Consider the following 23,746-nt stretch of genomic DNA (forward strand, 5'->3'; position numbering starts at 1 on the left):
TTTAGCGGGTTAGCGTGCGGCTGAATTAGCGGCCGCGGATCATGGTGAGCAGCGAGCGCGGCACCAGCGACACCATCACGAGATGCACGACAATGAAGGCCGCCAGCAACGACATGGCCGAGAAGTGCACGACGCGCGCAAAGTCATAACCGCCCATCAGCTCGCGCAGCAGCGGAAACTGCACCGACTTCCAGATGGCAAGGCCGGACAGGATCAGCACTGCAATATCGAGCATCACGAACAGGTATGCGAACTTCTGCACTGCGTTGTACTTGCTCGGGTCCGCATGCGACAAATGGCCCTTAAGCGCTTCACCCAAGTCATGCAAGATTGCGCGTGGCGAGAGCGGAAAAAACTTGCGCTTGATGCGCCCCGTCACAATGTTCATCGTGAGATAGAAAAGGCCGTTGAAGAACAGCAGCCACATGGCGGCGAAGTGCCATTGCAGTGCGCCGCCGAGCCATCCGCCTAACGTGATGCCCGGCGGGATCATGAAACCCTTGAATACGGGCGAAGCGTCATAGATCCGCCATCCCGACAGCATCATCAGGATCGCTGCCAGTGCATTCAGCCAGTGCGTAATCCGTACCCAGACAGGCTGAATAGTCCGCATGGAAGTGCTTATGCGCGCGGCTTCTGGTGTTGCGTTCATTTGGGCTTCCCTCCATGACTTTGTTTCGTTGGCGGCAGATTAGACTTTCGCTAAAAAGCGATGCGCTCTTTTTTCATCCGCGAGAGACGCTCAAAACGTGTCGTTCGTTGCTAGTTAATTCGTTCCGGTTACCAACCCGGTTACATCGCTCGACGAAATCTTTTAAGAGCGCGAAAGCTGTCAAGCCGTGCGCTTATGTAAGTTAGTTCGTCGAGGAAGGCCGGCCGGTTACAGCGAGTTAATTTTTTTACTGCGATCGACCAGATGCAGTGATTGTGTGACCCTTGAAAAGGTCAGCGAGGTAATGAAGAGAAGAGTGATGGCAGGGCGGCCGCTCAGTTATCCGGCAACAGTTCGGCCATCGAGCGACGCGATTACCGGTCGCAAAAGTCCTTCCAGCAATGCCGGTTCCGGCCGGCTACGCGCCAGGACTCGGATGCCCAGCAAGACTGCCAGCAAAAGACGCGCGAAATCTTCAGCAGGTTGCGCGGATGAGATCTCGCCCGTTTGCTGACCCGCGGCCACGCAGCGGCCGAAATAAGCTTCGAGCTTGACGAGCACGCCAGCCACGACTCGCCGGAACTCGGGATCGTGCGGAGCCATTTCCAGTGCCGAGTTCACCAGCATGCAGCCTTTGCGGTCCTTGTCACTGAGCGTGCGGTGGACGATCTCATCGAAGAAGGATTTGATCGATTGAAGCGGCGACAGCGCCCCTTCGAATCGCCGGATACGATCTTCCACGCTTCTCGACACGTAATGGGCGAGCGCCTTTCCATACAACGCGTGTTTGTCGCCAAATGCGTTGTAGAGGCTCGCGCCCGTGATGCCCATGCTGTCTGCCAGCTCGCGAACCGAGGTGGCTTCGTAGCCACGGTTCCAGAAACACAGGACCGCGGCGTCGAGCACGGCGGCTTCGTCGAACTCCCTTGGCCTTGGCATGCAGTCCTTTACCCCGTTTATTTCCTTGAACCCGGCGAGATTGCCATTCCATTTTCGATACGATATTCTAAATCGATCGATCTAAAATATAAATCACAACGCGCGTCCGGCGGCAAAGACGGCATTACGCGGGCAAGTCTTACAAATACATTTCATGGCCGCGCGCCTGCGTTTCCAATGCGGCCCACTCCACCCCCCAAGGACGACATGATTCGTTTCTACTTCCATCCGACACCCAATCCCGCGAAAGTTGCGCTCTTTCTCGAAGAGGCAGGCCTCGAGTACAAAGTGTTTCCCGTCGATACCAGCAAGGGCGAGCAGCATCTGCCGGCCTTCAGGAGCATCAATCCGAACGGCAAGGTGCCCGCCATCATCGATACGGACGGTCCCGGCGGAACCGAAGCACGGGTGTTTGATTCCAGCGCGATCCTCTTGTATCTCGCCGAGAAGACCCAGCGTTTCGCGGGCAAGCCTTCGGACCGCCCCGAATTGCTGTCATGGCTCTTCTTTATCAGCTCCGGCGTTGGCCCCTTCTCCGGCCAGGCGGTGCACTTCCAGCACGGCGCGCCCGAGAAGATTCCGTACGCGATCAACCGGTATCGGCGGGAGATCGAGCGTCACTATCGCGTGCTTGACGAGCGTTTGGCAGGACGCGAATACATAGTGGGCGACGCGTATTCAATCGTCGATATGTCCGCCTGGGGCTGGCTGGAGCGTGCGTCGCGCGTGCTGGCGACCGATGCGCCGCTTGCCGCCTTCCCTAATCTGAGCCGCTTCTTCGACGCCATCTGCACACGCCCTGCCGTTGCCCGCGCGCGAGCGGTCGGCCGCGAATTTACGTTCAAGCGCGAGGTGGACGAGGAGACCCGGCGCGCGATGTTTCCGTCGAATTATCCTGAGGCCACGCCCTGAGCAGCAGCTCGCCTGGACCGAAGATTTTCGCGCCCGGCGCGCGACGGCAGCGCAGTTAATACCGACCCCGACATTAAAATCGGGTAGTCTCCCGCCTCAGAACCTATTCCGACTCCATTCCCGCCGACGGGAACGTCGACCTCCGTCGGCCAGGCCGTCGCAATTTATTTGAAGCCCGCTGTAACCCGATTCCGCGATGAAGCGAATAAATCAAAGTGGCTCTGTGCCTAATGTCGAAGAACGGTTGAGAGCCCTGTTCGTTCGCGGGTTGAATGGCGACGCGGCAGCGTATCGAAACTTCCTCGACGACCTGACGGGACACCTGCGCGGTTTCCTGAGAAAGCGCATTTATTACCTGCAGGATGACATCGAGGATGTCGTGCAGGAAATCCTGCTCGCCGTGCATAACAGCCGCCACACGTATCGCCCGGACGAGCCGTTGACTGCCTGGGTACATGGGATCGCCCGTTATAAGCTAATGGATTTTTTCCGCGCGAGATCGCGGCGCGAAGCATTGAACGATCCGCTGGACGACGCGCTCGAGATCTTCGCGACCTCGGATGAAGAACCCGCTGATGCCAAACGCGATGTCGGCAAGCTGCTTGAACAATTGCCGGACCGTCATCGGCTGCCGATCGTTCACGTGAAACTGCAAGGGCTCTCCGTGACCGAAACCGCGGCGCTCACGGGGATGTCGGAGTCGGCGGTTAAAGTGGGCATTCACCGTGGACTGAAAGCGCTGGCAGCAAAGATTCGAGGCACCGTATGAAAACCGAGGACCTGATTTCGCTTCTATCGACTGGCGTAGCGCCAGTCGACCCACGAGTGTCCGCAAGGCGCTTCGGACGTGCAGTCGTATTGGGCGGGCTCGGCGCGCTCGTGCTGATGGCGGTGACGTTTGGCGTTCGGCCTGACATCGCCGTCGTTTCGCGCACGCCGCTTTTCTGGGCCAGGTTCGCGTTTCCGGCATCGCTTGCCGCAACGGCATTGTTCCTCGCGCTGAGGCTCTCGCGGCCCGGGACGACCATCGGCAAATTTTGGGCAATGCCTGCGGTGCCGGTGCTCGTTGTGTGGAGCGCCGCAGTGGCGCTCTTGTGTCTCACCTCGCCCGACGCACGCATACCGCTTGTCATGGGCCACACGTGGCGTACGTGCCCATTCAATATTTTGTTGTTGTCGGTGCCGGCGTTTGTCGCCGTGTTCTGGGCAATCAGGGGGCTTGCGCCAACCCGGCTAAGGCTCGCTGGCGGCGCAGGCGGCATGCTCGCGGGAACGCTCGCGACGATGGCCTATTGCTTCCACTGCCCAGAGATGAGCGTCGCGTTCTGGGCCGTCTGGTACCTGCTCGGCATGACGCTTGCGACGCTGATCGGCGCATCGCTCGGGCCGCGTTTCTTGCGCTGGTAAGTCGCGTTAAGTATATAAATTATGACGCGGGCGTAACCCGGCCACTCCTCGACGCGAATAGAAATCATGCGTTAGCGCGTGTCGTTTCTTATCAGCGGAGTGGTCATGAAAACCAGCGAGTTCGTATCGATGCTTGCAACGGGCATCGTCCCGACCCATCCGCATGTCATCGCGCGACGCTTTGCAACGGCCCTGTTTTTCGGATTGACCGGCGCCGCCTGCATGGTTGTCGCCATCTACGGCGTGCGCGGTGACATGCCGCAAATGCTGACTACTCCCCTCTTCTGGTTGAAGGTTGCATTCCCGCTCGCGGTCGTAGGCGCGTCGCTGTTCGTCGCGATGCGGCTGTCACGTCCTGGTGCGAACACGGCGATGGCCTGGGTGACGCTTGCCATTCCACTCGTGCTGATCTGGATGACGGCGCTGGTCGTGATTGTTGCGGCTCCGCCGTCGCTGCGGCTTCAGCTTGTACTTGGGAAGACCTGGCAGGTCTGCGCGATGAACATCGTGATCCTGTCAGCGCCTACGTTTATCGCCGTGTTCTGGGCGATGAAAGGGTTGGCGCCGACGCAGCCGGTTATCGCGGGCGCGGCAGCCGGCCTGCTAAGCGGGGCGCAAGCGGTGCTCGTTTATACGCTCTATTGCGTCGAGATGACCGTGCCGTTCTGGGGCGTATGGTACGTGCTGGGCATGGCGGTGCCGACGATACTTGGCGCATTGCTTGGACCAAGGGTGCTGCGGTGGTGAAACGAAAACCGATGCCACAGCTTCAACGACTATGCTTCCCCGTATCCAGCCGATCAACCCGCACCGGCGGCACGAACCACGCGAGACAAAGCCCCGCGATCGCCGCGGCAGCGGCCACTCCAAGCCCCACGTGTATCGATTCGATCAACGCGCCGCGCGCTGACTGCATCATCGCGTCGCCGGCATGACCCGCCATGATCAGGCGACCGATCAGCGCCGCCTGCTCCGCACGATCGACCAGCAACTCGGGGCTCGCGAATGACTTGAACCACTCCGTCGCCTGATACGTATCCAGCGACCGGTGCACGCCGCTCGTATAGAGGCGGCCAAGCAACGCGCCTGTCATCGCGGTGCCAAGCATGCCGCCGAACATCCGCAGCGATTGAAGCAGCGCAGTAGCCGCGCCAAGATGATCGCGAGCAACAAGTTGTTGCGAAAAGAGCGTGAGATTCGACGCGACCAGACCGAGCCCGACACCGCTGAATCCCATGCAAGCCATCCACACAAGATGAGGCACAGTTCCCGTGATCGCGACAAGACAAAGCGCGGCGCAAGCGAACAGCGCGAAACCGATATACATCACGCCGTTCGCTTGCTTGATGCGCGTGACGATCCGGTTGTTCACCACGCTGCCCACGGTCGTACCCAGCAGCAATGGCGTAATCAGCATGCCGGAGTCATGCGGCGACATCGCAAAACCGCCTTGAAAAAGCAGAGGCACGTAGAAGACCAGCGAGAACAGCGAGAAACCACCGAGTACGGACATGGCGAACAACGCCGCCAACTTCCGGTCCATCAGCATGTCGATTGGAACGATCGGAAAAGCCATGCGCTTTTCCCAAAACAGCAGCACGACGGCGCCGCCCAAGGTAAGCAGAGCCAACACGCAGGTCACAAGCGTGATGCCTTCATTGGGGACCCATTCGATCAACAGTTGCAACCCGCCAAATGTTGACGCCAGTACCAGCGCGCCGACCCAATCGAGTTTCACGGGAGCGGCCGAACGTGGCCGCCGGAGATGCGGCAGGAAGGCGCGCACGAACAGCAACGAGACGATGCCCACCGGCAGGTTGACGAAAAACACGAGCCGCCATCCACCGTACTGGGTCAGCACGCCGCCTAGCGTTGGGCCAACGATGTTCGCCAATGCAAATGCCGAACTGACAAACACGAGCCATCGCAGGCGAAGCTTTGGGTCTGGGAAAAGATCGGCGACAGTGGCGAACATCGTGCCCACCAGGATGCCGCCGCCAATCCCTTGCAGGCCGCGCGCGATCACGAGGAACAGCATGTTGGCCGCCATGCCGCACATGACCGACGCGATGGTGAAGAGAATTATCGCGGCCATTAAAAACGGCTTGCGGCCAAACAAGTCGCCTAATCGTCCGAAGATCGGGATCGTGATAACCGATGTCAGCATGTATGACGTGGCCACCCACGCATACAGGTCGAACCCCTTGAGATCGGCGACGATACGCGGCAACGCTGTCCCCACAATCGTCTGATCAAGGGCGACCAGCATCGCAACAAACGATACACCGAGCATCGCCAGTACCGACTCGCGGAACGGCAACAACTGCCCGGCTTCAATAGGCGCTGCGATGTCCGGGGTCATGGCGCTCTCCTGATGCTTTTCGGATGATTCAAGCTTCGTTGCGCGGGCTGAATCATCGCGCGCGGAACGACTGGCGGCAAAGGTAGTGTTAGTAGTTCGGTTAATCCTTCGATGCGGTTACACGGACATGCGAACCCGGACAATTTCACGCTGGCTGTAACCGGTCTTTATGAATCACCGAAATAACTATCAGGCCCCGCGACTTCTTGATCGGGCGTTCGCCAGCCCGACTTGCAGCGCTTTCATGCCCAACCGCCTCCCGGTCAACGGCCATTCTTCCTGATTCCTTCGGAGTCCGTCATGCGTGCTTCATTAATCCTGTCTCTTGCCGCGTTGCTCGTTGCCTTCTCCGCCGCCACTGCCAGCGCCGCCTCCGCGAACGCTTGCAGCGCAACAAGCCCGGAGCATCGCGCCGCGCTTGTCGAACTCTATACGAGCGAGGGTTGCAACAGTTGCCCGCCCGCCGACAACTGGTTGAGCGAACTCGATCATGCCCGCAAGACCAGCACCATCGTACCGCTTGCGCTGCACGTGGACTACTGGGATAGCTGGGCGTGGAAAGATCGCTTTGCGCAGTCCGCATTCACCACGCGACAGCAACAACTGACCTCCACGGGCGGCGGGCATGTGGTGTACACGCCGGAGATTTTCGTAGGGGGACGCGAGTTGCGCAGTTGGTCGAACGACGCAAGCTTCGAGTCGCGTATTCAGCAGTTAAATAGCGAAACCCCGCTCGCCGATATCCACATCGACGGCCATGCTTCCGCACCCGGCCGCGTTGTATTCGACGCTGCATTTACCGCCCGCAAGAACCTTCCCGACGACGCGGTAGCTTACGCCGCCGTGTATGAAAACCAGCTCGTCAGTGCGGTGAAAGGCGGCGAAAACAGCGGCGTTACGTTGCATCACGACCGCGTGGTCCGTCGATGGATTGGACCGGTCCGGATAGTCGACGGCCGCGCGTTAATTAGCGGCGACTATGTATCGGCTGATGGCCACGAAGGCGTGGTGGCGTTCGTCGAGCGCGGAGCGACGGGGGAAGTATTGCAAGTGGCCGAACTGCCCTCGTGCGGCGGCTGATGCTCCAACGCCCTGACCTGGAGCGCGGTTTATTCCGCGTTCTGAGCGTCGTTATCCCACGCAGGAAACGGGTCAGCGAATCGCTGCCATGCCTGCGGGCCTTGCGCCATTTCCGCGTCATTGAGCAAGCACGCGTTCAGGCGTGCGCGTAAGGCCCCTTCATCCATATCGATGCCGATCAACACCAACTCTTGCCTCGCGTCGCCGACTTGCGGGTCCCAATCGTCATCAATCGATCTCAGCGATTCAGCATCTTCCGGCCACCAGGCTTTCGGCACGGCGGCCCACCATAAGCCGATCCCGCCGTGCCGGCATACGCCGCCCGCCTGCGACCAGGATCCTACATAGGTCGGCCGGCTAGCCAGCCAGAAGAAACCTTTCGAGCGCACCACGTCCGGCCATTGACTCGCGATCAATTGCCAGAACCGCTCGGGGTGAAACGGCCGCCGCGCTCGATAAACGAAATGGGTGATGCCGTATTCCTCCGTCTCGGGTGTGTGTTCACCTCGCAATTCCTTCAGCCAGCCGGGCGCCTTGGACGCTTCCTCGAAATCGAACAGGCGTGTATCCAGGACCTTGTCCAGACCGAGCTTGCCGAACTCCGCAATTTCGATCCTCGCCCGTGGATTCAGCCCTTTCAAGATCGTCATCAGGCGTCTGCGGTCCGCTTCGCTGACAAGGTCCACCTTGTTCAAAACGATTACATCGCAGAACTCGACCTGCTCGACCAGCAGGTCGACGACCGTACGCGTGTCTTCGTCACCCATCGATTCACCCCGTGTTTGCAGGCTGTCGGCAGAGCTATAGTCCTTGAGGAAGTTGAACGCGTCGACCACCGTCACCATGGTGTCCAGGCGCGCGATATCGGACAGGCTTTGGCCGTGCTCGTCGGCGAAAGTAAAAGTCTCAGCCACCGGCAGCGGCTCCGAAACGCCGGTCGATTCAATCACGAGATAGTCAAAGCGCCCTTCCTTCGCGAGCCGGTTCACCTCGAGGAGAAGGTCTTCGCGCAGCGTGCAGCAAATGCAGCCGTTGCTCATCTCAACCAACCTTTCGTCCGTACGCGCCAGTTCAGCGCCGCCGTCGCGTATCAGCGCGGCGTCGATATTGACCTCACTCATGTCGTTGACGATCACCGCCACTCGCCTGCCCTCCCGATTGTTCAGGATGTGATTGAGCAACGTGGTCTTTCCTGCGCCCAGGAAACCCGACAAAACAGTTACCGGCAGCTTGTCCATTTCTTTCCGTCCAAAAAGTTCTCGCACAATTGGTAACGAATGTTATAACATTGCATTCACAACTTAGTGAACTTTTTCTCCTTACGGCGATACGCTGCCCGCAATGTCGCCCGCGAGACTTGATATGCCTGCACGAGGCACCTGCCAAAGATCGATTAGGACTACGTTTTAACAACTAAATCAACCCTTGGCGACCCCGCGACGTCAGTGGGCAGCGCACATCTAACACGACCCACTCAGAAAAATAATCGATGAAAAATCGTACGCTCATCGCCCACGCGGCCCTATTGCTGTTCGCGCAGATATCCGCCGGACCTGTTTATGCAGCAGGTTCTGACAGCGCCGTGTCAGGCTCCGTCACGGATAGTTCCGGCAAGCCCGTCGCCAACGCCAGCGTGGTCCTGCAAAATGCCAGCGGTGCGTCCGTCGGCGCCACGAGCACGGACGCCAGCGGACACTTCGCAGTCCATCATGTCGCGCCAGGAATCTACGCGGTCGTCGTCGCGGCGCCGGGCTACGCAAGCGGCAGCAGCATCGCGACAACCAGCGAGGGCGCGGATGCGTCCGTGTCGGCGGCGCTCAGCAAGAGCGACGCTATCGATGTGCAGGTCAATGCGAAGCGGCTCGATCGCGCGCGCAACGGCCTGCTGCCTGAAACGGGCAGTAGCGTGTATCGTTTCAACCAGGCCGATATTGACACCCTCCCCGCCGGCCAGGACACGCCGCTTAACCAGGTGCTGCTGCAAGCGCCCGGCGTGGCAAGCGATTCGTATGGCCAGTTACATGTGCGCGGCGATCACGCGAATCTGCAATACCGTATCAACGGCATCATCATTCCGGAGCCAATCAGCGGTTTCGGCCAGTCGCTGGACACGCGCATTATCGACCAGCTCAATCTTTTGACCGGCGCATTGCCCGCGCAATACGGCGACCGCACGGCGGGTATTGTCGATATCCATACGAAGAACGGCGACCAGGGCAATGGCGGTTCTATCGACGTCTTCGGCGGCAGTCACCAGACCATCAAGACCAGCGCCGATGTCTTCGGTAGCCAGGGACCGTTCAGCTACTATTTCAGCGGCTCGCTGGGCGAGAACAATCTCGGCATAGAGAATCCAACGTCAAGCGCGAGTCCGCTTCACGATCACACGCGTCAGGGCGATGCGTTCGGCCTCATGTCCTACATCATCAATCCGCTCACCCGCGTGAGCCTGATGTTCGGCACAACCAGCAACCAGTTCGAGATTCCCAATACGCCCGGCCTGCCGACCGCCTTTACCTTGAACGGCAACACGACGTTCGATTCGAGCAAGCTCAACGAGACACAATCCGAACTCAACGAGTTCGCGGTCGTCGCGCTGCAAGGTACCAACGGTGGTGCGCTGGACTATCAGGTCGCACTCTTCACGCGCTACTCGCGCACCCAATTCAATCCTGATCCTGTAGGCGATTTGCTGTTCAATGGCGTCGCAGCAAACGATTTTCACAGCGACAGCGCCAACGGAGTACAGGCGGACACGACCTATCGGCTCAATGAAAACCACACGCTTCGTGCTGGCATTTCGTTCCAGCAAGAACATGCGGTCTTTGACAACAACCTGAGCGTCTTCCCCGCCGATGCCGACGGCAACCAGCTCTCCGACCAGCCGATCAACGTACCTGATTCGAGCAGCAAGACGGGTTATCTGTATAGCGCGTACATTCAGGACGAGTGGAAACTCACCGATAAACTCACGATCAACTACGGCCTGCGCTACGACAAGATGGACGAGTACGTCAGCGCAAGTCAGCTGAGTCCGCGCGTTGGTCTCGTCTATGCGTTGACGCCGTCAACAACAGTTCACGCCGGCTATTCCCGCTATTTCACACCGCCTGCGTTCGAGCTTGTGTCGGGCGAAGACATTGCGCGCTTTGCCGGCACAACCGCTCAGACGTCGACCCAAAACGATCCCGTACAACCGGAACGGAGCCACTATTTCGATCTTGGCATCACTCAGCGATTGAGTTCGACTCTCACGGTAGGCGTGGACGCCTATTATAAAAAATCGACGAACCTGCTCGACGAAGGACAGTTCGGCACTGCACTGATCTTCACGCCTTTCAACTATCAATACGGCCGCGTTTACGGGGTCGAGCTCACCAGCAACTATAAGCAGGGCAATATTTCGGCGTACATGAACGTCGCGTTCAGCCGCGCGCAGGGCAAGGACATCGACTCGGCGCAGTTCAATTTCGACGCCGATGAACTCGCCTTCATCAGCAACCACTACGTGTTCCTCGATCACGACCAGCGCGTGACCGCTTCGTTCGGCGGCGCTTACCAGTTGGGCAAGACCACCTTCACTTTCGATGGCATTGTGGGTAGCGGCCTGCGCAGCGGCTTCGCCAACACGGACCGCTTGCCTGTGTACACGCAGGTCAATCTCGGCGTGATCCATCACTTCAACTTCAACGACCCGCTGATCGGCAAGTTCGACGCACGCCTGTTACTCATCAACGCGTTCAACCGCGTCTATGAGTTGCGCGATGGCTCGGGCATTGGCGTGGGCGCGCCGCAGTATGGCCCGCACATTGCCGTCTACGCGGGCATCACGAAGAATTTTTAATAGATTGGATAACTTAACGAAAAGGCTTTGATCATGCAGGATTGGGCAGGTATTACTGCCGCGGCACAGGTCGGTGGCTGGGTGGTGTACCCGCTCACACTGCTTGCCGTGCTAGCGATGGCTATCGTAATCGATCGCGCATACGTGTTTGTGCGATTTGCAAGCCAGCCGGGAGAAAACCTCACTTCGCTGCCGCAACAGCACGCGTTTAAACGCCTCGACGTGACAGTAACCACTCCCGCAGGAACACCGCTATGGCTGGTCGAAGCCCGTGCGCAATCGGTCGCCACGCGGATTGAACGGGACATGAGCCGCGGCTTCTGGGTGCTGGAGACTATCGTGACGGCCGCCCCCTTGCTCGGGCTGCTGGGGACCATTGTCGGGATGATGCATTCGTTCCAGCTTTTCGGCGGCAACGGCCTGGTTAATCCGGGCGGCGTAACCGGTGGCGTGGCGCAATCGCTAGTGGCCACGGCTATTGGACTGGTCGTCGCGCTGTTCGCGCTTTTCGCGTTCAACTATTTCTCGCGACGGCTTGAACGTCTTATCGACGACCTCGAAGTGCACGCGAACGAGCGTCTCAGCGAGATTCGGCTGAAAGCGGAAAGTGCGTTAGTGGCCACCGGGGACGCGCAATGAAGTTACGGCGCTCGCGGGCGTCGAAGCGTGGGCGCATCGAGATCATTCCGATGATTGACGTGATGTTCTTTCTGCTCGCCACCTTCATGCTGGCGTCGCTGGCTATGCAACGGCTGGATGCCGTCAAGGTCGATTTGCCGTCGGGACAGGCACAGCAGATGTCGGAAGATCAGCCGTTGACGCTGGCGGTCGATCGCTCCAACGCAATCTTTCTCGATCGTCAGCCCATGCGTCTCGATCAGGTGGAAGCCAGCGTCAGGCGGCTGCTGAAGCCGGATCATAACGTGGTCATTGCCGCTGACGATGCCGCGTCCCAAGGCGCCGTGGTTCAAGCCATGTTGGCCGCACGCCGTGCAGGCGCGGAACATTTTCTGATCGCTGTACATCGTGAGTAGCGGGATGGAGAGACGGGCCAGTTTGATGGATGCGCCGCGAATCAGATTTAGCGTGGCCGTTCTGATGGCGATTGTGCTTTGGGCCATTCTGCTGACCCAGTTCTTGAACCCGCTCTTGCGGCCTCTGCCGAGCCCTATCGCCCCGGTGCAAACGACCATGGAAATGCGTCTTGTCGAATTGGCCGCGCCTCCTGCAAATACGCCTCCTGCCCCTTCAGCGCCCGCCGCTGCAGTCACCCCGCAAGCGCGCGCACGGCGACAGGATTCAACGCCAATCCGAGTGGTGAAACCGCACGAGATCCAGCGTCCGAGCGAGAATCGTTCCATTGCGAAAGCGGATCAACCGGCACCGCCGGCGCAATCGGAAACGAGCCCTCCCGCGACATCCACTGCGAGTGCGCCGACGTCGTCAAGCAGTCCGGCGGCTCCGTCAACGGGCTCCGCCGCGCGTGTCGTTAGTCAGCCAATGCCGTCTCTGCCCGACGATCTTCGTGAAGACGCCTATCAGGCAGTCGCCGTCGCGCGTTTCGATATCCACGCAGATGGAACGACCGATGTAGAACTCTCAAAGCCGACGCAGAACCCTCGCCTGAATGCATTACTGCTGGAAGCGCTGCACAAATGGCGCTTTTTCCCCGCAATGCAAGGAGGACATCCTGTGGAGAGTCATCAGGATGTGCGCGTGCATTTCAATGTGAGTTAGGCCGCTTGCTTTGGTGAGCAGGGACATTGATCGTTCATTGCCTTCACGCGCCGCGACCGCTCCGATAACTCAGGCCACAAGCGGTCATTCGGGACCCTCCGCTCGACCGGCACCCAATGCCATCGCTTCAATCGACCATCCGGACCTTCCCCGAAGCGAGATCGTAGATCGCTCCGACTACTTGCACCCTGCCTTCTTTCACATACGCTCCGATCAGCGGCTTCGAGACCCTCAAACGGTTGGCATTCAGCCGCACATTTTCGATAGTGGCGTCCGCTACCAGATCGCCATGCCCGTGCGTCCCGGCAATCTCGACGGCCGGCCGGATCGCCCTGACCAACTCTGGCAAATGGCCCGGCAGGACGGCGTGTTCGCGGACCGCTTTGACCGCAGCGGAGACTGCCCCGCAATGTGTATGTCCGAGCACCATGATCAACGGTACACCCAGAAACTTCACCCCGTATTCCAGGCTCGCGAGTCCATCGTCGTTGACGAAATTTCCAGCGACTCTTACGACGAACAAATCGCCCGGACCTTGATCAAACGCCAATTCAGGCGAGACCCGCGAATCCGCGCAACCGACAATCGCTGCAACAGGATATTGGGCCGTGACCCGGGCGGCCCGGCCAGCGGAATAGTCCTTGTTTGCAGGCGTATTAGCAGCATATCGGCTGTTGCCTTGCAGCAGGCGGGCGAGCACGTCCGAAGGTGCAATCGCGTTGGGACCAGGCCCCGCCGAAGGTTGATCGGCACGCGCATCGTGCAGCGAAAATGCAGCAAGCGTCGCGGACGCCACACCGGCAAAGAGCGCGCGCCGCCGTGACAAAGAACACATCGAATGAACGCACATGGATCACCTCCTCCAGAGGAATAAAACGCGGTAGCCAGCGCCCCGCTAATGACGGCTATCAAGCGGCAAAAACCGTCGACTCGCTTATTGCATTCCGGCAACCGGATCCATGGTGACGGGCTGTACGTACCTTACGTTCGCCACTGGCACGGCAGCGTAGCTCCGCTGCACCGGCACGTAGACCACTGGTTTCGGCGCCGGCACGGGCACTGCAACAACAGGAGCCGCGGACACCACCGCGACGTATCCGGGCTGAACCGGAACGGCGTAATAGACCGGACGTGGCGGCGGTACATAGACCACTGCCGGTCCGCCGTAGACAACGAATGTTCGCGCTTCGGCGCCCGTGGAAAGCAACAGGCCGAGAGCCGTGGCGGCGGATGCACTGATAAGACGAATGTTCATTTGGATTCCCTTAGATTCGAGCGGCAGGTTGCGTCTTCGCTTTGGAAGCCGTTCCGCCGGATGATTCGCATCGCTTGATAGCCTTACTGAGAGCCTTGCGAATCCGTTGAAGCGCTCGTGGCGCCGACCATCGAAAGATACGCAAACTGTGGCTGCAAACCACGTCAAAACATATTTCATTCGATGTCACGGATCACTGGCCCGCAGACGCCGGAGCACGCATTTTTGTAGGGAGCAGATGCTTAGTTTTTCGTGTCCGATGCATGACACGCGGCGACATGATTCGTAGCCGGTTTGTCATTCATTTTCCAGCGTCGGCCGATAAGCTTCGGTCTGCCATTGATCGGGACCGCTTCAAGCGGCCCAACGGAACTTCAGCAAACACCCGCAACCAATGGCAAACAAACCCCTCATTCACTGGAATCCACTGGAGAACCTCATGAAAAACGCGATCGCCATCTTTATCCTGTCCATTGCCGCTTCCTTCGCCAGCACGGCCGCCATGGCACAGGCGCAAACCGCACCGCAACCCGCGGTCAGCTCGCAACGCATGGAGCACGCGATGCAACAATTGCAGGTGCGCTTCGCCGCGGCCAACACCACGCACGACGGCAAGCTGACCCAGGCGCAAGCAGCACAAGGCATGCCGATGGTCGCGCGGAACTTCGATCAGATCGACACGCAAAAGGCCGGCTACATCACCCTCCCGCAAATCGAGCAATTCATGCAGCAGCGCGCGACATCGCACTGACGGCGATGCAACGGCGGTGGAAGCTTTTTGTCCTGTGCTTACTCGACTATTGAACTATTGTCTTTGAACGGAGGGTCGCTTTGCCTTCTCGTTTGCCTTCCTCGTGCAGCCAGCCCGGCGTTCTTCCTGACGCTGGCCGACTGCGTGATGGCCGGCCCTCAGAACCCGTGGTTTGAAAGCCATCCGTTCCAGGCACTGCTTTAGCGGCTTGCCGAACGTCACGAAGCCTGACCGTGCTGCATATCGACACCTAGAAGGAGGCGTGAATGGAGAGTCAGCCGAAGATCATCGTTCTCGACGATGAAGCCGAGTTGCGCAACATGCTGCAGCGTTTCCTGAGCGGTCACGGATTCGAAGTCCGGGTAGTCGCCGACAGCAAGCGGCTTGATCGCTATCTGCAGCGCGAGCCGTTCGACTTGCTGATCCTCGACCTGATGATGGATTACGAGGACGGCTTGTCGGTCTGCCGCCGCTTGCGTGCCGAAGGCCAGACGTTGCCCATTCTCATCCTTACCGCCAAGGGCGATCCGGTCGACAAGGTCATTGGCCTCGAAACCGGTGCTGACGACTACCTCGCCAAACCGTTCCTGCCGCGTGAACTCGTTGCGCGCGTTCGCGCTTTGCTGAGACGCCAGAAGATCGCTGCGGGCGAACCCGTACTCAGGTCGCAGACCGTGCGTTTTGGCGACTATTGCCTCGATCTCGGCAAACAACGCCTGTACAAGTCGGGCGAGTTGTTCGAGATTCATTCGACCCAGATGCTGCTATTGAACGCGCTAGGCTCGTCACCGAACCGGCCCGTGAGCCGCGACAACCTGATCGCCCGCTCGCGCGGACGCGACCACGATGCACTTGACCGGAGTATCGATGTGCAAGTGCTGCGGCTGCGGCAGATCGTGGAAGCCGATCCGTCGAAGCCGCGCTTCGTCAAAACGGTGTGGGGCGTTGGCTACATGCTGGTCGCGGAAGTCGAACAGTGAACCCTCCTATCAGTCCTCGCACCGGTCCAATGACGCTGCTGCGCTCGTTGTTCGCACGCAATATCGCGCTGCTCGTGGTGCTGGTCGTTGTCAGTCAGATTAGTTCGTTAAGCGTACTAATTCACTTCGTCCAGAGACCGCGGATAGAACGCGCCGCCGAAACTTTTGCGATCTACGTGCAAACGCTGGATGACCTGTTAGAGACCGCCACCCCTGACGCACAGAGCCGACTCGCGGTTCGTTTCGAAGCCAGCCGGCAATTCCCCGCCGGCGCGGCCTCCGAGCCTAAAGTGACATGGCGCAATTTCTATCGGACTTATCAGCGCGATGTTTTTATCGATACCTTGCGCCAGCATCTGCCCTCCAACATGCAGGTTCAATGGCAAACAGCGGGTGAACAACGCCTTTGGATTCGCGCACATCTGGGTCATGAACCCTACTGGATCGCGCTGCCCGTTCCTGAAGCCGCACACAACGACGGCATGCTCTCGGCTGTCGCGCTATCGTTCGCGCTCGCCGCGCTTGCCATCGTCACCGCGTATCTGATCCAGCGCCACATCAACCGGCCGTTGCAGGAGCTCGCAAACGCTGCCAACCGCTTGAGCTCAGGAGAGGCGCCGCAAGCGCTGCGCGTGGATGGACCGACCGAGATCGCGCAGGTCAGTGTCGCGTTCAACCAGATGGTCCACGCGCTGCAGGAAGCCGATGCAACCCGATCCCTGATGCTCGCCGGTATCTCCCACGATATCCGCACGCCATTGACCAAGCTGCGCCTCGCCGTGGCGATGACATCGCCATCGGAAGAACACGCTGAACTCGCGATATCGACGGATCATTATCTCGATCAGATCGACGCTATCCTCCAGCAGTTCATGGACTACGCCGGTAGCGGCGCGCGTGAGGCGGCGGAAATAAGCGACCTCGACGCGCTGGTCAACAATCTCGCCGCCGACTTCGCGGGTCTTGGTCATGTGTTCGAACTCACTCTGGGCGACTTGCGACCGTTCGCGTTCCGCCCGATCAGTGTCATGCGCGTGTTGATGAACCTGATGCAGAATGCGGTGCTATACGGGCGCGTGGGATTGTCGGCACGGACGTGGACCGACGCTGCCGGTCACACCGCGTACGTGGAGATCGCCGATCGCGGCAAAGGCGTGAACGGCGGCGATCTGGACGCGTTGAGAGCACCGTTCAAACGAGGGCGATCGACGGGTACGCATCCGGGCGGTACCGGGTTGGGCCTGGCGATTGTCGAAAGGATCGCAAAGCTGCATGGCGGTGAACTTCAGTTGATGCAGCGCGAGGGCGGCGGGTTTGCGGCTATCGTCTCGTTGTCGATGAGGCCACCAAATCAGCGCTCGCTAGAGGAACGCGGTGCGGTTTGAAGGCCACATCTAAAACGATCACTGCGTAACGCCCCATCAAACAGAGAAAGAGACGGAGATGCACTTGGCCACCCCAGACAACCTGATCGATGCAACCACTGCCCGCAAGGGCACGACCTACGTACTGGTTCACGGTGCCTGGCATGGCGGATGGTGCTGGAACGCCGTCGCGCGAATCCTGCGCGCGCATGGGCATGAGGTTTTTACCCCTACGCTCAGCGGCCTTGGCGAACGTGCGCATCTGCTTTCGAAGGCGATTGATCTCGGCGTCTTTATTCAGGACGTGATCAATGTCCTCGAGTACGAAGACCTGACCAACGTCGTTCTGGTCGGCCACAGTTTTGGCGGACTGCCGATCACCGGTGCGGCCGATCGCGTGCCTCAGCGCATCCGGCAGCTTGTCTTTCTTGACGCCGTCGTGCTCGGACACGGACAAACGGCTTTCTCCCGGCTCGCGCCTGATATCGTGGCGCGACGTATCGCGCAATCGAACGAAATGAGCGGCGGCCTCTCCATACCCGCGCCGCCCGCGAGCGCGTTTGGCGTGTTCGACGCCGCCCAGGTGGCGCTGCTGGAACGCAACTGTACGCCGCATCCGCTCAAGACCTTCAATGACCCCATGATGCTCAACGGACCCGTGGGCGGCACGATCCCGAAGGTGTACATCCAGTGTATTGATCCGGTATACGAAGCGTTGCAAGCCAGCCGGGACTTCGTGCGTGCTCAAGAAGACTGGACGTGGGACGAGATAAAAACCGGACACGACGCAATGATCAGCGCGCCCGAAGCGCTCGCTGCCAAATTGCTCCGGTATGCGCCGTAGTCAAGCCGGCGTGGCTATCGCCGCACGTACTGCGCGGCAGTGCCGCACAAGATCCGGTCGTGTCAAAACGAACTGCTTGAGCGGCGTGTCTATGTCGTAGAAAAAGATGTTTGCCACGAAGCCATAGACGCACGCATCGATGCTCGCAGGCTGCGCGCCGAACAGGAATTCATTGCCGCCAAGCAGGTTCGACACCACCTGCAAATCGGCGATACCCCGCGCGTAGACCGCCTCGGTTTCAAAGCGCCCGATGCCTTGATATCGATATCGCTCGAAGTTGTATTGTCGCGCCGCGTCGAGACTGTCTGCGGTGACATCCGGATAGGCCGACAGGAACGCATGTTTGAAGAGCGGCCAGAAACGCGGATCGCTCCAGCGTGAATACGACATGACCCAATACAGATCGTCGAGCGCTCGCCTGATCAGGAAGTCCAGGTCGTGCTGCATGGGTGTCAGCGCCTGATCGATATCGAGGCCGTACTCCCGCTTGAAATAAGCGACGATGGCGTCGCTGTCGCCAATCGATTCGCCGTCATCGGTCACGTAGGGAAGCTGTCCGCGAGGCGCGGATTTTGTATCGACAATATGCCGATGCTCGAACCGCAATCCGCACAGCTTGAGGAACGCGAATACCTTCAGACCATACGGGTTGTTGTCTTCGAGACCGTACAGGCCAGGGTACGAAAAGAGAGTGATCATGCGACGCTCCCTGAAAAAGGGTGCTGCGTGGCGGGGTTGAGCTTGTAGTTTATGCCAGCCGGCTCAGTCGCCGCTCACTCCTGATGCGCCGAACCCGTGGCAATGCGCTCAGCCAGGCCGGCGTCGTAACTGGAATGCACATGCACCCGCTTTTTGTCAGGATACGCGTAGGTGTACGCCTTCCGCAGTGCCAGCGACGCTTCGTGAAAGCCCGAAAGAATCAGCTTTTGTTTGTTCGGATAGTTCGCGATATCTCCCACCGCGAAGATTCCCGGTCGTGAGCTTTCATAGTTCGACGTATCTACATCGACTCGGCCGCCGACGACTTTCAAACCCCAGTTCGCGATTGGTCCGAGGTCGGCGACCAGACCGTACAACACGACCAGATGATCCGCATTGATCTGCGCCGTACCGCCAATCTGCCGGATCTCTATCGATGCCAGCTTGTCCTCAGGCGCTGACAACGCACCGATAGAACCGACCATGAACTCCATTTCTCCCGCGTCCACCGCGCGCCTCATCGCATCGACACTCGATGCCACCGCGCTGAAGCCATTGCGCCGATGCACCAGCACGACTCGGCGCGCGACCTTGCGCAACGCCAGCGCCCAGTCGAGCGCGGAGTCGCCGCCGCCGGCGACTATCACGGTCTTATCGGCGAAATCGGCGAGATTGCGCACGCTGTAATGAACGTGGCTATCTTCAAGCGGTGTTGCTTCGGGGAGCGCCAGACGTTGCGGTACGAACGCGCCATTCCCGGCAGCCAGCATGATCGCGGCGGTATCGAATAGGAGGCCCTGGTTTGTCGTGACTGTCCAGCGGCCGTCTTCGCGTTGCTGAACGGTTTCGACTCGTTGACCTAAGTGAATCGGGACATCGAAGGGGCGACACTGCTCCATGAGCCGGTCGACAAGCTCGCGTGCGGTGCACGAAGGAATGGCGGGGATATCGTAGATGGGTTTATCCGGATACAACTCGATGCATTGGCCGCCGATCCGTTCGAGCGTATCGACGATCTGACACGATAAACCAATCACACCCGCCTCGAATGCCGCAAAGAGGCCCACGGGTCCCGCGCCGACAATCAGTACGTCGGTACGCAATGGCGCCATTAATCCATCGACGCGAGTGCCTGCTTCAGAAGTCATTCATTATCCGTGGTGTCATGCTGGCGAGGATGCAGCATCTGTTTGATCCACCATACAGAACCTGCTGGGCGACGGCAACGAAGGCACCACCGGCGGTGTGGGTAGAATGTGAAGGGATAAAGATCGCGTGCCGCTCACTCGAATCTGTTCGCACGGCCGCGAAAGGCATCCCAACGTGGTCTCGATCAATTGAGCCGCAGTAAGTGCCAGAATCAAACGAATCTCGCACAACGCGAGCGCTTCCGGACACGCATAACGCGGATGCGCCCGTGACGACATGCAACCGGGAGCCGAGACGCCGATGCCCGCATCAATCAATACCGCCGATACTGCTAACCTCTTCCGGCATGTGAGCGCGAACGAGCAGATTCGGGCGCCCGCAAAGACGACAGTGGCAGTCTCCTCGATCAGCTGGCACGCGCACTGGACTATCGTCGATGGCACCGGTTCCGGGTCGAGCGCTGGCAGGATGGCCAGTGGCGCAAACTATCCGGTCCCGCCTCGAGCGGTGAGCGGGCGCTGGGCCTGACCGTACCGCTCTTTGCCGCAGTCGCCAGCTTCTACAGCCACAGCAACTTTGCGCTGGCGCCACGCCTGATGCTGCTCGACGAAGCGTTCGCCGGTATCGATGACACAGCCCGCGCCCACTGCATGGGTCTCATTCGCGAATTCGATCTCGACTTTGTCATCACGAGCGAGCGCGAATGGGGTTGCTACGCGACGTTGCCAGGGGTCGCGATCTGCCAGTTGCAACGGCGTGAAGGTATCGATGCGGTATTCGTCTCGCGCTGGACCTGGGACGGGCGCACCAAAGCGCGCGACGCCGACCCCGGCCGCCGGTTTCCAGCGTCATGACGGCGCCTGTCGATGCCCGGCTCGAACGGCTGCTTGGCGGTCCCATGCTGTCGGCGTTGCGAAGGCGTCTGCGTCGCACGCTTGGAAGCCGGGAAGCGGGCGAGCGCGGCGCTGCGTTTCGCATGACCGGACTGTCGCCGCATGAGCACGAAATATTGGCGTCGCTGATGGGTAAAAAGCCGAGCATTTCGAACTCGATATTGCTCGAGATTGATCTCATCGATACCGCGTTGCGTCGGGCCGGCGTCGCCGATGCGCGAGCATGGGCAGGCTTTTGCGGAAGAAGGGTTGAGCGAAGAGTTGCTGGGAGATCTGGCGCGTTGAGGGTTTGGGATCGATAGGCTGTGGAGCGGCTACCGCCAATCTCGCGGAGTTTTGGATTTCGGCCCAATGCTTCGCAGCGGGCACACCCGTGTTCAGTTCTGGCCGTGAATTCGCCTCGTTCCTTACGCTTACGCCCAGGCAGATCGGCTCAGACAGCAGATTGGCGGGATCAATCTTCCATCTGCCGGCTAATCAGCTCGGTGATATAGATGGACGGAATCGTTCTGCGACTCGACGCGCCACGACCGTTTGTGCTGGAGGATGAACGGCGTCATCACATCCAGCCATGACTCGTGACCCTAACTCGCAGTAGCCGCCGCATTGGCCCGCGCCTTATGCAGTTTGTTGTAGCTGTCGATCAGGCGGTGGTGCCTGTCGAGACCCTCCAGTTTCATACTCGTCGGCGTTAAGCCATAGAACCGCACGCTGCCGTCCACCGACCCCATTGCTGCGTCCATCCGAGCATTACCAAACATGCGACGGAAGTTGACGACGTAGTCGTCCAGGTTCAGGTCGTCATCGAGCAGCACCTCCAGCACCACGTTCAAGGCCTGGTAAAACAATCCGCGTTCGACCGTGTTGTCGTTGTACTGCAGGAAAGCTCCCACCAGCTCTTGTGCCTCCTCAAATTGCTTCAGAGCAAGATGAATCAGCAGCTTCAACTCGAGAACGGTGAGCTGCCCCCAGTCTGTATTCTCGTCAAACTCGATGCCGATCAAAGTGGCAATATCGGAGTGCTCATCCAGTTCGTTGTTATCCAACCGCTCAATTAACGCTGCCAGGCCGGCATCGTCCAGACGATGCAAGTTCAAGATATCGGCTCGGAACAACAGCGCCTTGTTCGTGTTATCCCAGACTAAATCCTCTACCGGATAAACCTCTGAATACCCGGGCACCAAAATCCGGCAGGCCACCGCGCCCAGCTGGTCATACTTCGCCACGTATATTTCTTTGCCCATTTCTTCGAGAATTCCGAACAAGGTTGCGGCTTCGTCGGCATTGGAGTTTGCACCCTGACCAGAAAAATCCCATTCAACAAAATCGAAATCCGCTTTGGCGCTGAAAAAGCGCCATGACACAATTCCGCTGGAATCAATGAAGTGCTCGACAAAGTTATTGGGCTCAGTCACGGCTTCACTGGCAAAGGTGGGCCGAGGCAGTTCGTTCAGGCCTTCAAAACTGCGGCCCTGTAGCAACTCGGTAAGGCTCCGTTCCAGCGCCACCTCGAGGCTTGGATGCGCGCCGAACGAGGCGAAGACACCGCCGGTCCGCGGGTTCATCAATGTGACGCACATCACCGGGTAGGTTCCACCCAGCGACGCATCCTTTACCAGCACCGGAAAGCCCTGCTCTTCCAACCCCTGAATCCCGGCCAGAATGCCAGGATATTTCGCCAGCACTTCATGCGGCACGTCAGGCAATGCGATTTCACCTTCGAGAATTTCACGCTTTACCGCCCGTTCGAAAATTTCCGACAGACATTGCACCTGCGCTTCGGCCAGCGTATTACCGGCGCTCATGCCGTTGCTGACGAACAGGTTCTCGATGAGGTTGGACGGGAAATACACCACTTCTCCGTCCGACTGCCGCACGAACGGCAGCGAACAGATACCGCGCTGCACATTGCCGGAGTTGGTGTCGACCAGATGCGAGCCGCGTAACTCGCCGTCGGGATTATAAATTTCCAGGCAGTACGCATCCAGGATGTCAGCCGGCAGCGCATCCTTACGGCCAGGCTTGAACCAGCGCTCATTCGGGTAATGTACGAATGCCGCATTGGCGATGTCTTCGCCCCAAAACGTGCCGGCATAGAAATGGTTGCAATTCAGCCGCTCGATGTACTCTCCCAACGCCGATGCCAGCGCGCTTTCCTTGGTCGCTCCCTTGCCATTGGTAAAACACATCGGCGAGTGCGCATCGCGGATATGCAGCGACCACACATTGGGAACAAGATTGCGCCACGAAGCGATTTCAATCTTGATGCCCAAGCCCGCCAAAACGCCCGACATATTGGCGATGGTTTGCTCCAGCGGCAAATCCTTGCCGGCAATGAAGGTGCTGGCGTCAGAAGCCGGCTTCAGCATGAGCAAGGACTGAGCATCGGCGTCCAGGTTCTCCACCTCTTCGATGACAAACTCGGGCCCGGCTTGCACCACTTTCTTCACGGTACAACGGTCGATGGAGCGCAAGATGCCCTGACGGTCCTTGGCCGTGATATCCGCCGGCAACTCGACCTGAATCTTGAAAATCTGCTGGTACCGGTTTTCCGGATCAACAATATTGTTCTGCGACAGGCGGATGTTTTCGGTGGGAATATTGCGCGTTACGCAGTACAACTTCACGAAATAAGCCGCGCACAAAGCCGATGAGGCCAGAAAATAATCGAAGGGACCCGGCGCCGAGCCATCGCCCTTATAGCGGATAGGCTGGTCGGCGACTACCGTGAAGTCATCGAACTTGGCTTCAAGACGCAGCTTATCGAGAAAGTTGACTTTGATTTCCATGGGGAAATTCCAAAAATGGTGCTCAAAACAAAATATAAAGCCCTGTAAAAACAGGGCCTGGATAGGCGATCAACGAGCGAATGAGGTTT

The 23,746-nt window shown here is 59.1% G+C and carries 25 protein-coding genes; 16 read left to right on the plus strand and 9 right to left on the minus strand.

The genetic code is table 11. The features are described from left to right. Positions 1 to 25: 25 nt before the first annotated feature. Together ACSQ83_RS12070 and ACSQ83_RS12075 are read right to left on the minus strand one after the other, a co-directional pair. Positions 26 to 652: a cytochrome b/b6 domain-containing protein gene (locus ACSQ83_RS12070; protein WP_436228272.1), complete on the minus strand. Its 627-nt coding sequence runs from the start codon at positions 650 to 652 to the stop codon at positions 26 to 28. A 339-nt stretch (positions 653 to 991) separates the two neighbouring features. Then, positions 992 to 1,591, minus strand: a complete 600-nt coding sequence (locus ACSQ83_RS12075; protein WP_436228273.1) for a TetR/AcrR family transcriptional regulator — start codon at positions 1,589 to 1,591, stop codon at positions 992 to 994. 207 nt (positions 1,592 to 1,798) lie between these two features. Here ACSQ83_RS12075 and ACSQ83_RS12080 point away from each other — a divergent pair, with 207 nt between their 5' ends. From ACSQ83_RS12080 to ACSQ83_RS12095, 4 genes are all read left to right on the plus strand, one after another. Further along, complete coding sequence (locus ACSQ83_RS12080) at positions 1,799 to 2,503, plus strand: glutathione S-transferase family protein (protein WP_414948402.1); 705 nt, start codon at positions 1,799 to 1,801, stop codon at positions 2,501 to 2,503. Positions 2,504 to 2,699: 196 nt separating this feature from the next. After that, positions 2,700 to 3,272 carry a sigma-70 family RNA polymerase sigma factor gene (locus ACSQ83_RS12085; protein WP_414948401.1) on the plus strand — a complete coding sequence of 191 codons (573 nt, stop codon included), beginning with the start codon at positions 2,700 to 2,702 and terminating at the stop codon, positions 3,270 to 3,272. Next, positions 3,269 to 3,910 (plus strand): DUF1109 domain-containing protein, encoded by a 642-nt coding sequence (locus ACSQ83_RS12090; protein WP_436228274.1) that lies wholly within the window; start codon positions 3,269 to 3,271, stop codon positions 3,908 to 3,910. Before ACSQ83_RS12085 ends, ACSQ83_RS12090 begins: the two co-directional genes overlap by 4 nt. A 105-nt stretch (positions 3,911 to 4,015) precedes the next feature. Further along, a complete protein-coding gene (locus tag ACSQ83_RS12095) occupies positions 4,016 to 4,657 on the plus strand; it encodes a DUF1109 domain-containing protein (RefSeq protein ID WP_436228275.1) in 642 nt (213 codons plus the stop codon). A gap of 22 nt (positions 4,658 to 4,679) precedes the next feature. On the opposite strand, the gene ACSQ83_RS12100 is transcribed toward ACSQ83_RS12095, so the two are convergent. Further along, positions 4,680 to 6,272 (minus strand): MFS transporter, encoded by a 1,593-nt coding sequence (locus tag ACSQ83_RS12100; protein WP_436228276.1) that lies wholly within the window; start codon positions 6,270 to 6,272, stop codon positions 4,680 to 4,682. Positions 6,273 to 6,572: 300 nt separating this feature from the next. Here ACSQ83_RS12100 and ACSQ83_RS12105 point away from each other — a divergent pair, with 300 nt between their 5' ends. Beyond that, positions 6,573 to 7,352, plus strand: coding sequence for a DUF1223 domain-containing protein (locus ACSQ83_RS12105; RefSeq protein ID WP_436228277.1), 780 nt, complete (start codon positions 6,573 to 6,575; stop codon positions 7,350 to 7,352). Positions 7,353 to 7,381: 29 nt separating this feature from the next. Here ACSQ83_RS12105 and zigA read toward each other — a convergent pair whose 3' ends face one another. Continuing rightward, on the minus strand, positions 7,382 to 8,590 hold the full coding sequence (gene zigA, locus ACSQ83_RS12110) for a zinc metallochaperone GTPase ZigA (protein ID WP_436228278.1): 1,209 nt from the start codon (positions 8,588 to 8,590) through the stop codon (positions 7,382 to 7,384). A 251-nt stretch (positions 8,591 to 8,841) separates the two neighbouring features. On the opposite strand from zigA, the gene ACSQ83_RS12115 reads away from it, so the two are divergent. The 4 genes from ACSQ83_RS12115 to ACSQ83_RS12130 are packed head-to-tail and all read left to right on the plus strand — an operon-like array spanning position 8,842 to position 12,933. Beyond that, entirely contained in the window at positions 8,842 to 11,196 is a 2,355-nt protein-coding gene (locus ACSQ83_RS12115; RefSeq protein WP_436228279.1) for a TonB-dependent receptor, read from the plus strand. Between the two features lie 33 nt (positions 11,197 to 11,229). Further along, positions 11,230 to 11,835 (plus strand): MotA/TolQ/ExbB proton channel family protein, encoded by a 606-nt coding sequence (locus ACSQ83_RS12120; protein ID WP_436228280.1) that lies wholly within the window; start codon positions 11,230 to 11,232, stop codon positions 11,833 to 11,835. Continuing rightward, positions 11,832 to 12,230 (plus strand): ExbD/TolR family protein, encoded by a 399-nt coding sequence (locus tag ACSQ83_RS12125; protein WP_414948394.1) that lies wholly within the window; start codon positions 11,832 to 11,834, stop codon positions 12,228 to 12,230. The genes ACSQ83_RS12120 and ACSQ83_RS12125 overlap by 4 nt, the downstream gene beginning before the upstream one ends. A 52-nt stretch (positions 12,231 to 12,282) precedes the next feature. Beyond that, positions 12,283 to 12,933 (plus strand): energy transducer TonB, encoded by a 651-nt coding sequence (locus ACSQ83_RS12130; protein ID WP_436228281.1) that lies wholly within the window; start codon positions 12,283 to 12,285, stop codon positions 12,931 to 12,933. A gap of 127 nt (positions 12,934 to 13,060) precedes the next feature. Here ACSQ83_RS12130 and ACSQ83_RS12135 read toward each other — a convergent pair whose 3' ends face one another. Further along, on the minus strand, positions 13,061 to 13,783 hold the full coding sequence (locus tag ACSQ83_RS12135; RefSeq protein ID WP_436228282.1) for a carbonic anhydrase: 723 nt from the start codon (positions 13,781 to 13,783) through the stop codon (positions 13,061 to 13,063). An 84-nt stretch (positions 13,784 to 13,867) separates the two neighbouring features. Then, on the minus strand, positions 13,868 to 14,188 hold the full coding sequence (locus tag ACSQ83_RS12140; RefSeq protein WP_436228283.1) for a hypothetical protein: 321 nt from the start codon (positions 14,186 to 14,188) through the stop codon (positions 13,868 to 13,870). A gap of 439 nt (positions 14,189 to 14,627) precedes the next feature. Between ACSQ83_RS12140 and ACSQ83_RS12145 the strand changes: the two genes are divergently transcribed. From ACSQ83_RS12145 to ACSQ83_RS12160, 4 genes are all read left to right on the plus strand, one after another. Continuing rightward, a complete protein-coding gene (locus ACSQ83_RS12145; RefSeq protein WP_436228284.1) occupies positions 14,628 to 14,939 on the plus strand; it encodes an EF-hand domain-containing protein in 312 nt (103 codons plus the stop codon). A 266-nt stretch (positions 14,940 to 15,205) separates the two neighbouring features. Beyond that, positions 15,206 to 15,919: a response regulator gene (locus ACSQ83_RS12150; protein ID WP_436228285.1), complete on the plus strand. Its 714-nt coding sequence runs from the start codon at positions 15,206 to 15,208 to the stop codon at positions 15,917 to 15,919. A gap of 29 nt (positions 15,920 to 15,948) precedes the next feature. Then, positions 15,949 to 17,304 (plus strand): ATP-binding protein, encoded by a 1,356-nt coding sequence (locus ACSQ83_RS12155; RefSeq protein WP_436228337.1) that lies wholly within the window; start codon positions 15,949 to 15,951, stop codon positions 17,302 to 17,304. A gap of 64 nt (positions 17,305 to 17,368) precedes the next feature. Continuing rightward, on the plus strand, positions 17,369 to 18,127 hold the full coding sequence (locus ACSQ83_RS12160) for an alpha/beta fold hydrolase (protein ID WP_436228286.1): 759 nt from the start codon (positions 17,369 to 17,371) through the stop codon (positions 18,125 to 18,127). On the opposite strand, the gene ACSQ83_RS12165 is transcribed toward ACSQ83_RS12160, so the two are convergent. Next, the gene (locus tag ACSQ83_RS12165; protein ID WP_436228287.1) at positions 18,128 to 18,826 is read right to left on the minus strand and encodes a glutathione S-transferase C-terminal domain-containing protein; all 699 of its coding nucleotides are present in this window, start codon (positions 18,824 to 18,826) and stop codon (positions 18,128 to 18,130) included. A 74-nt stretch (positions 18,827 to 18,900) separates the two neighbouring features. Then, the gene (locus tag ACSQ83_RS12170) at positions 18,901 to 19,974 is read right to left on the minus strand and encodes an NAD(P)/FAD-dependent oxidoreductase (protein ID WP_436228288.1); all 1,074 of its coding nucleotides are present in this window, start codon (positions 19,972 to 19,974) and stop codon (positions 18,901 to 18,903) included. A 301-nt stretch (positions 19,975 to 20,275) separates the two neighbouring features. Between ACSQ83_RS12170 and ACSQ83_RS12175 the strand changes: the two genes are divergently transcribed. The 3 genes from ACSQ83_RS12175 to ACSQ83_RS12185 are packed head-to-tail and all read left to right on the plus strand — an operon-like array spanning position 20,276 to position 21,170. Beyond that, positions 20,276 to 20,503 carry a hypothetical protein gene (locus ACSQ83_RS12175; protein ID WP_436228289.1) on the plus strand — a complete coding sequence of 76 codons (228 nt, stop codon included), beginning with the start codon at positions 20,276 to 20,278 and terminating at the stop codon, positions 20,501 to 20,503. Continuing rightward, positions 20,398 to 20,829, plus strand: a complete 432-nt coding sequence (locus ACSQ83_RS12180) for an SbcC/MukB-like Walker B domain-containing protein (RefSeq protein ID WP_436228338.1) — start codon at positions 20,398 to 20,400, stop codon at positions 20,827 to 20,829. The genes ACSQ83_RS12175 and ACSQ83_RS12180 overlap by 106 nt, the downstream gene beginning before the upstream one ends. Beyond that, positions 20,826 to 21,170 (plus strand): hypothetical protein, encoded by a 345-nt coding sequence (locus tag ACSQ83_RS12185; protein ID WP_436228290.1) that lies wholly within the window; start codon positions 20,826 to 20,828, stop codon positions 21,168 to 21,170. Before ACSQ83_RS12180 ends, ACSQ83_RS12185 begins: the two co-directional genes overlap by 4 nt. Before the next feature lie 282 nt (positions 21,171 to 21,452). Here ACSQ83_RS12185 and ACSQ83_RS12190 read toward each other — a convergent pair whose 3' ends face one another. Further along, positions 21,453 to 23,657 (minus strand): OsmC domain/YcaO domain-containing protein, encoded by a 2,205-nt coding sequence (locus ACSQ83_RS12190; protein ID WP_436228291.1) that lies wholly within the window; start codon positions 23,655 to 23,657, stop codon positions 21,453 to 21,455. Positions 23,658 to 23,746: the final 89 nt, after the last annotated feature.

The organism is Caballeronia sp. LjRoot29 (assembly GCF_964252755.1).
Classification (GTDB): domain Bacteria; phylum Pseudomonadota; class Gammaproteobacteria; order Burkholderiales; family Burkholderiaceae; genus Caballeronia.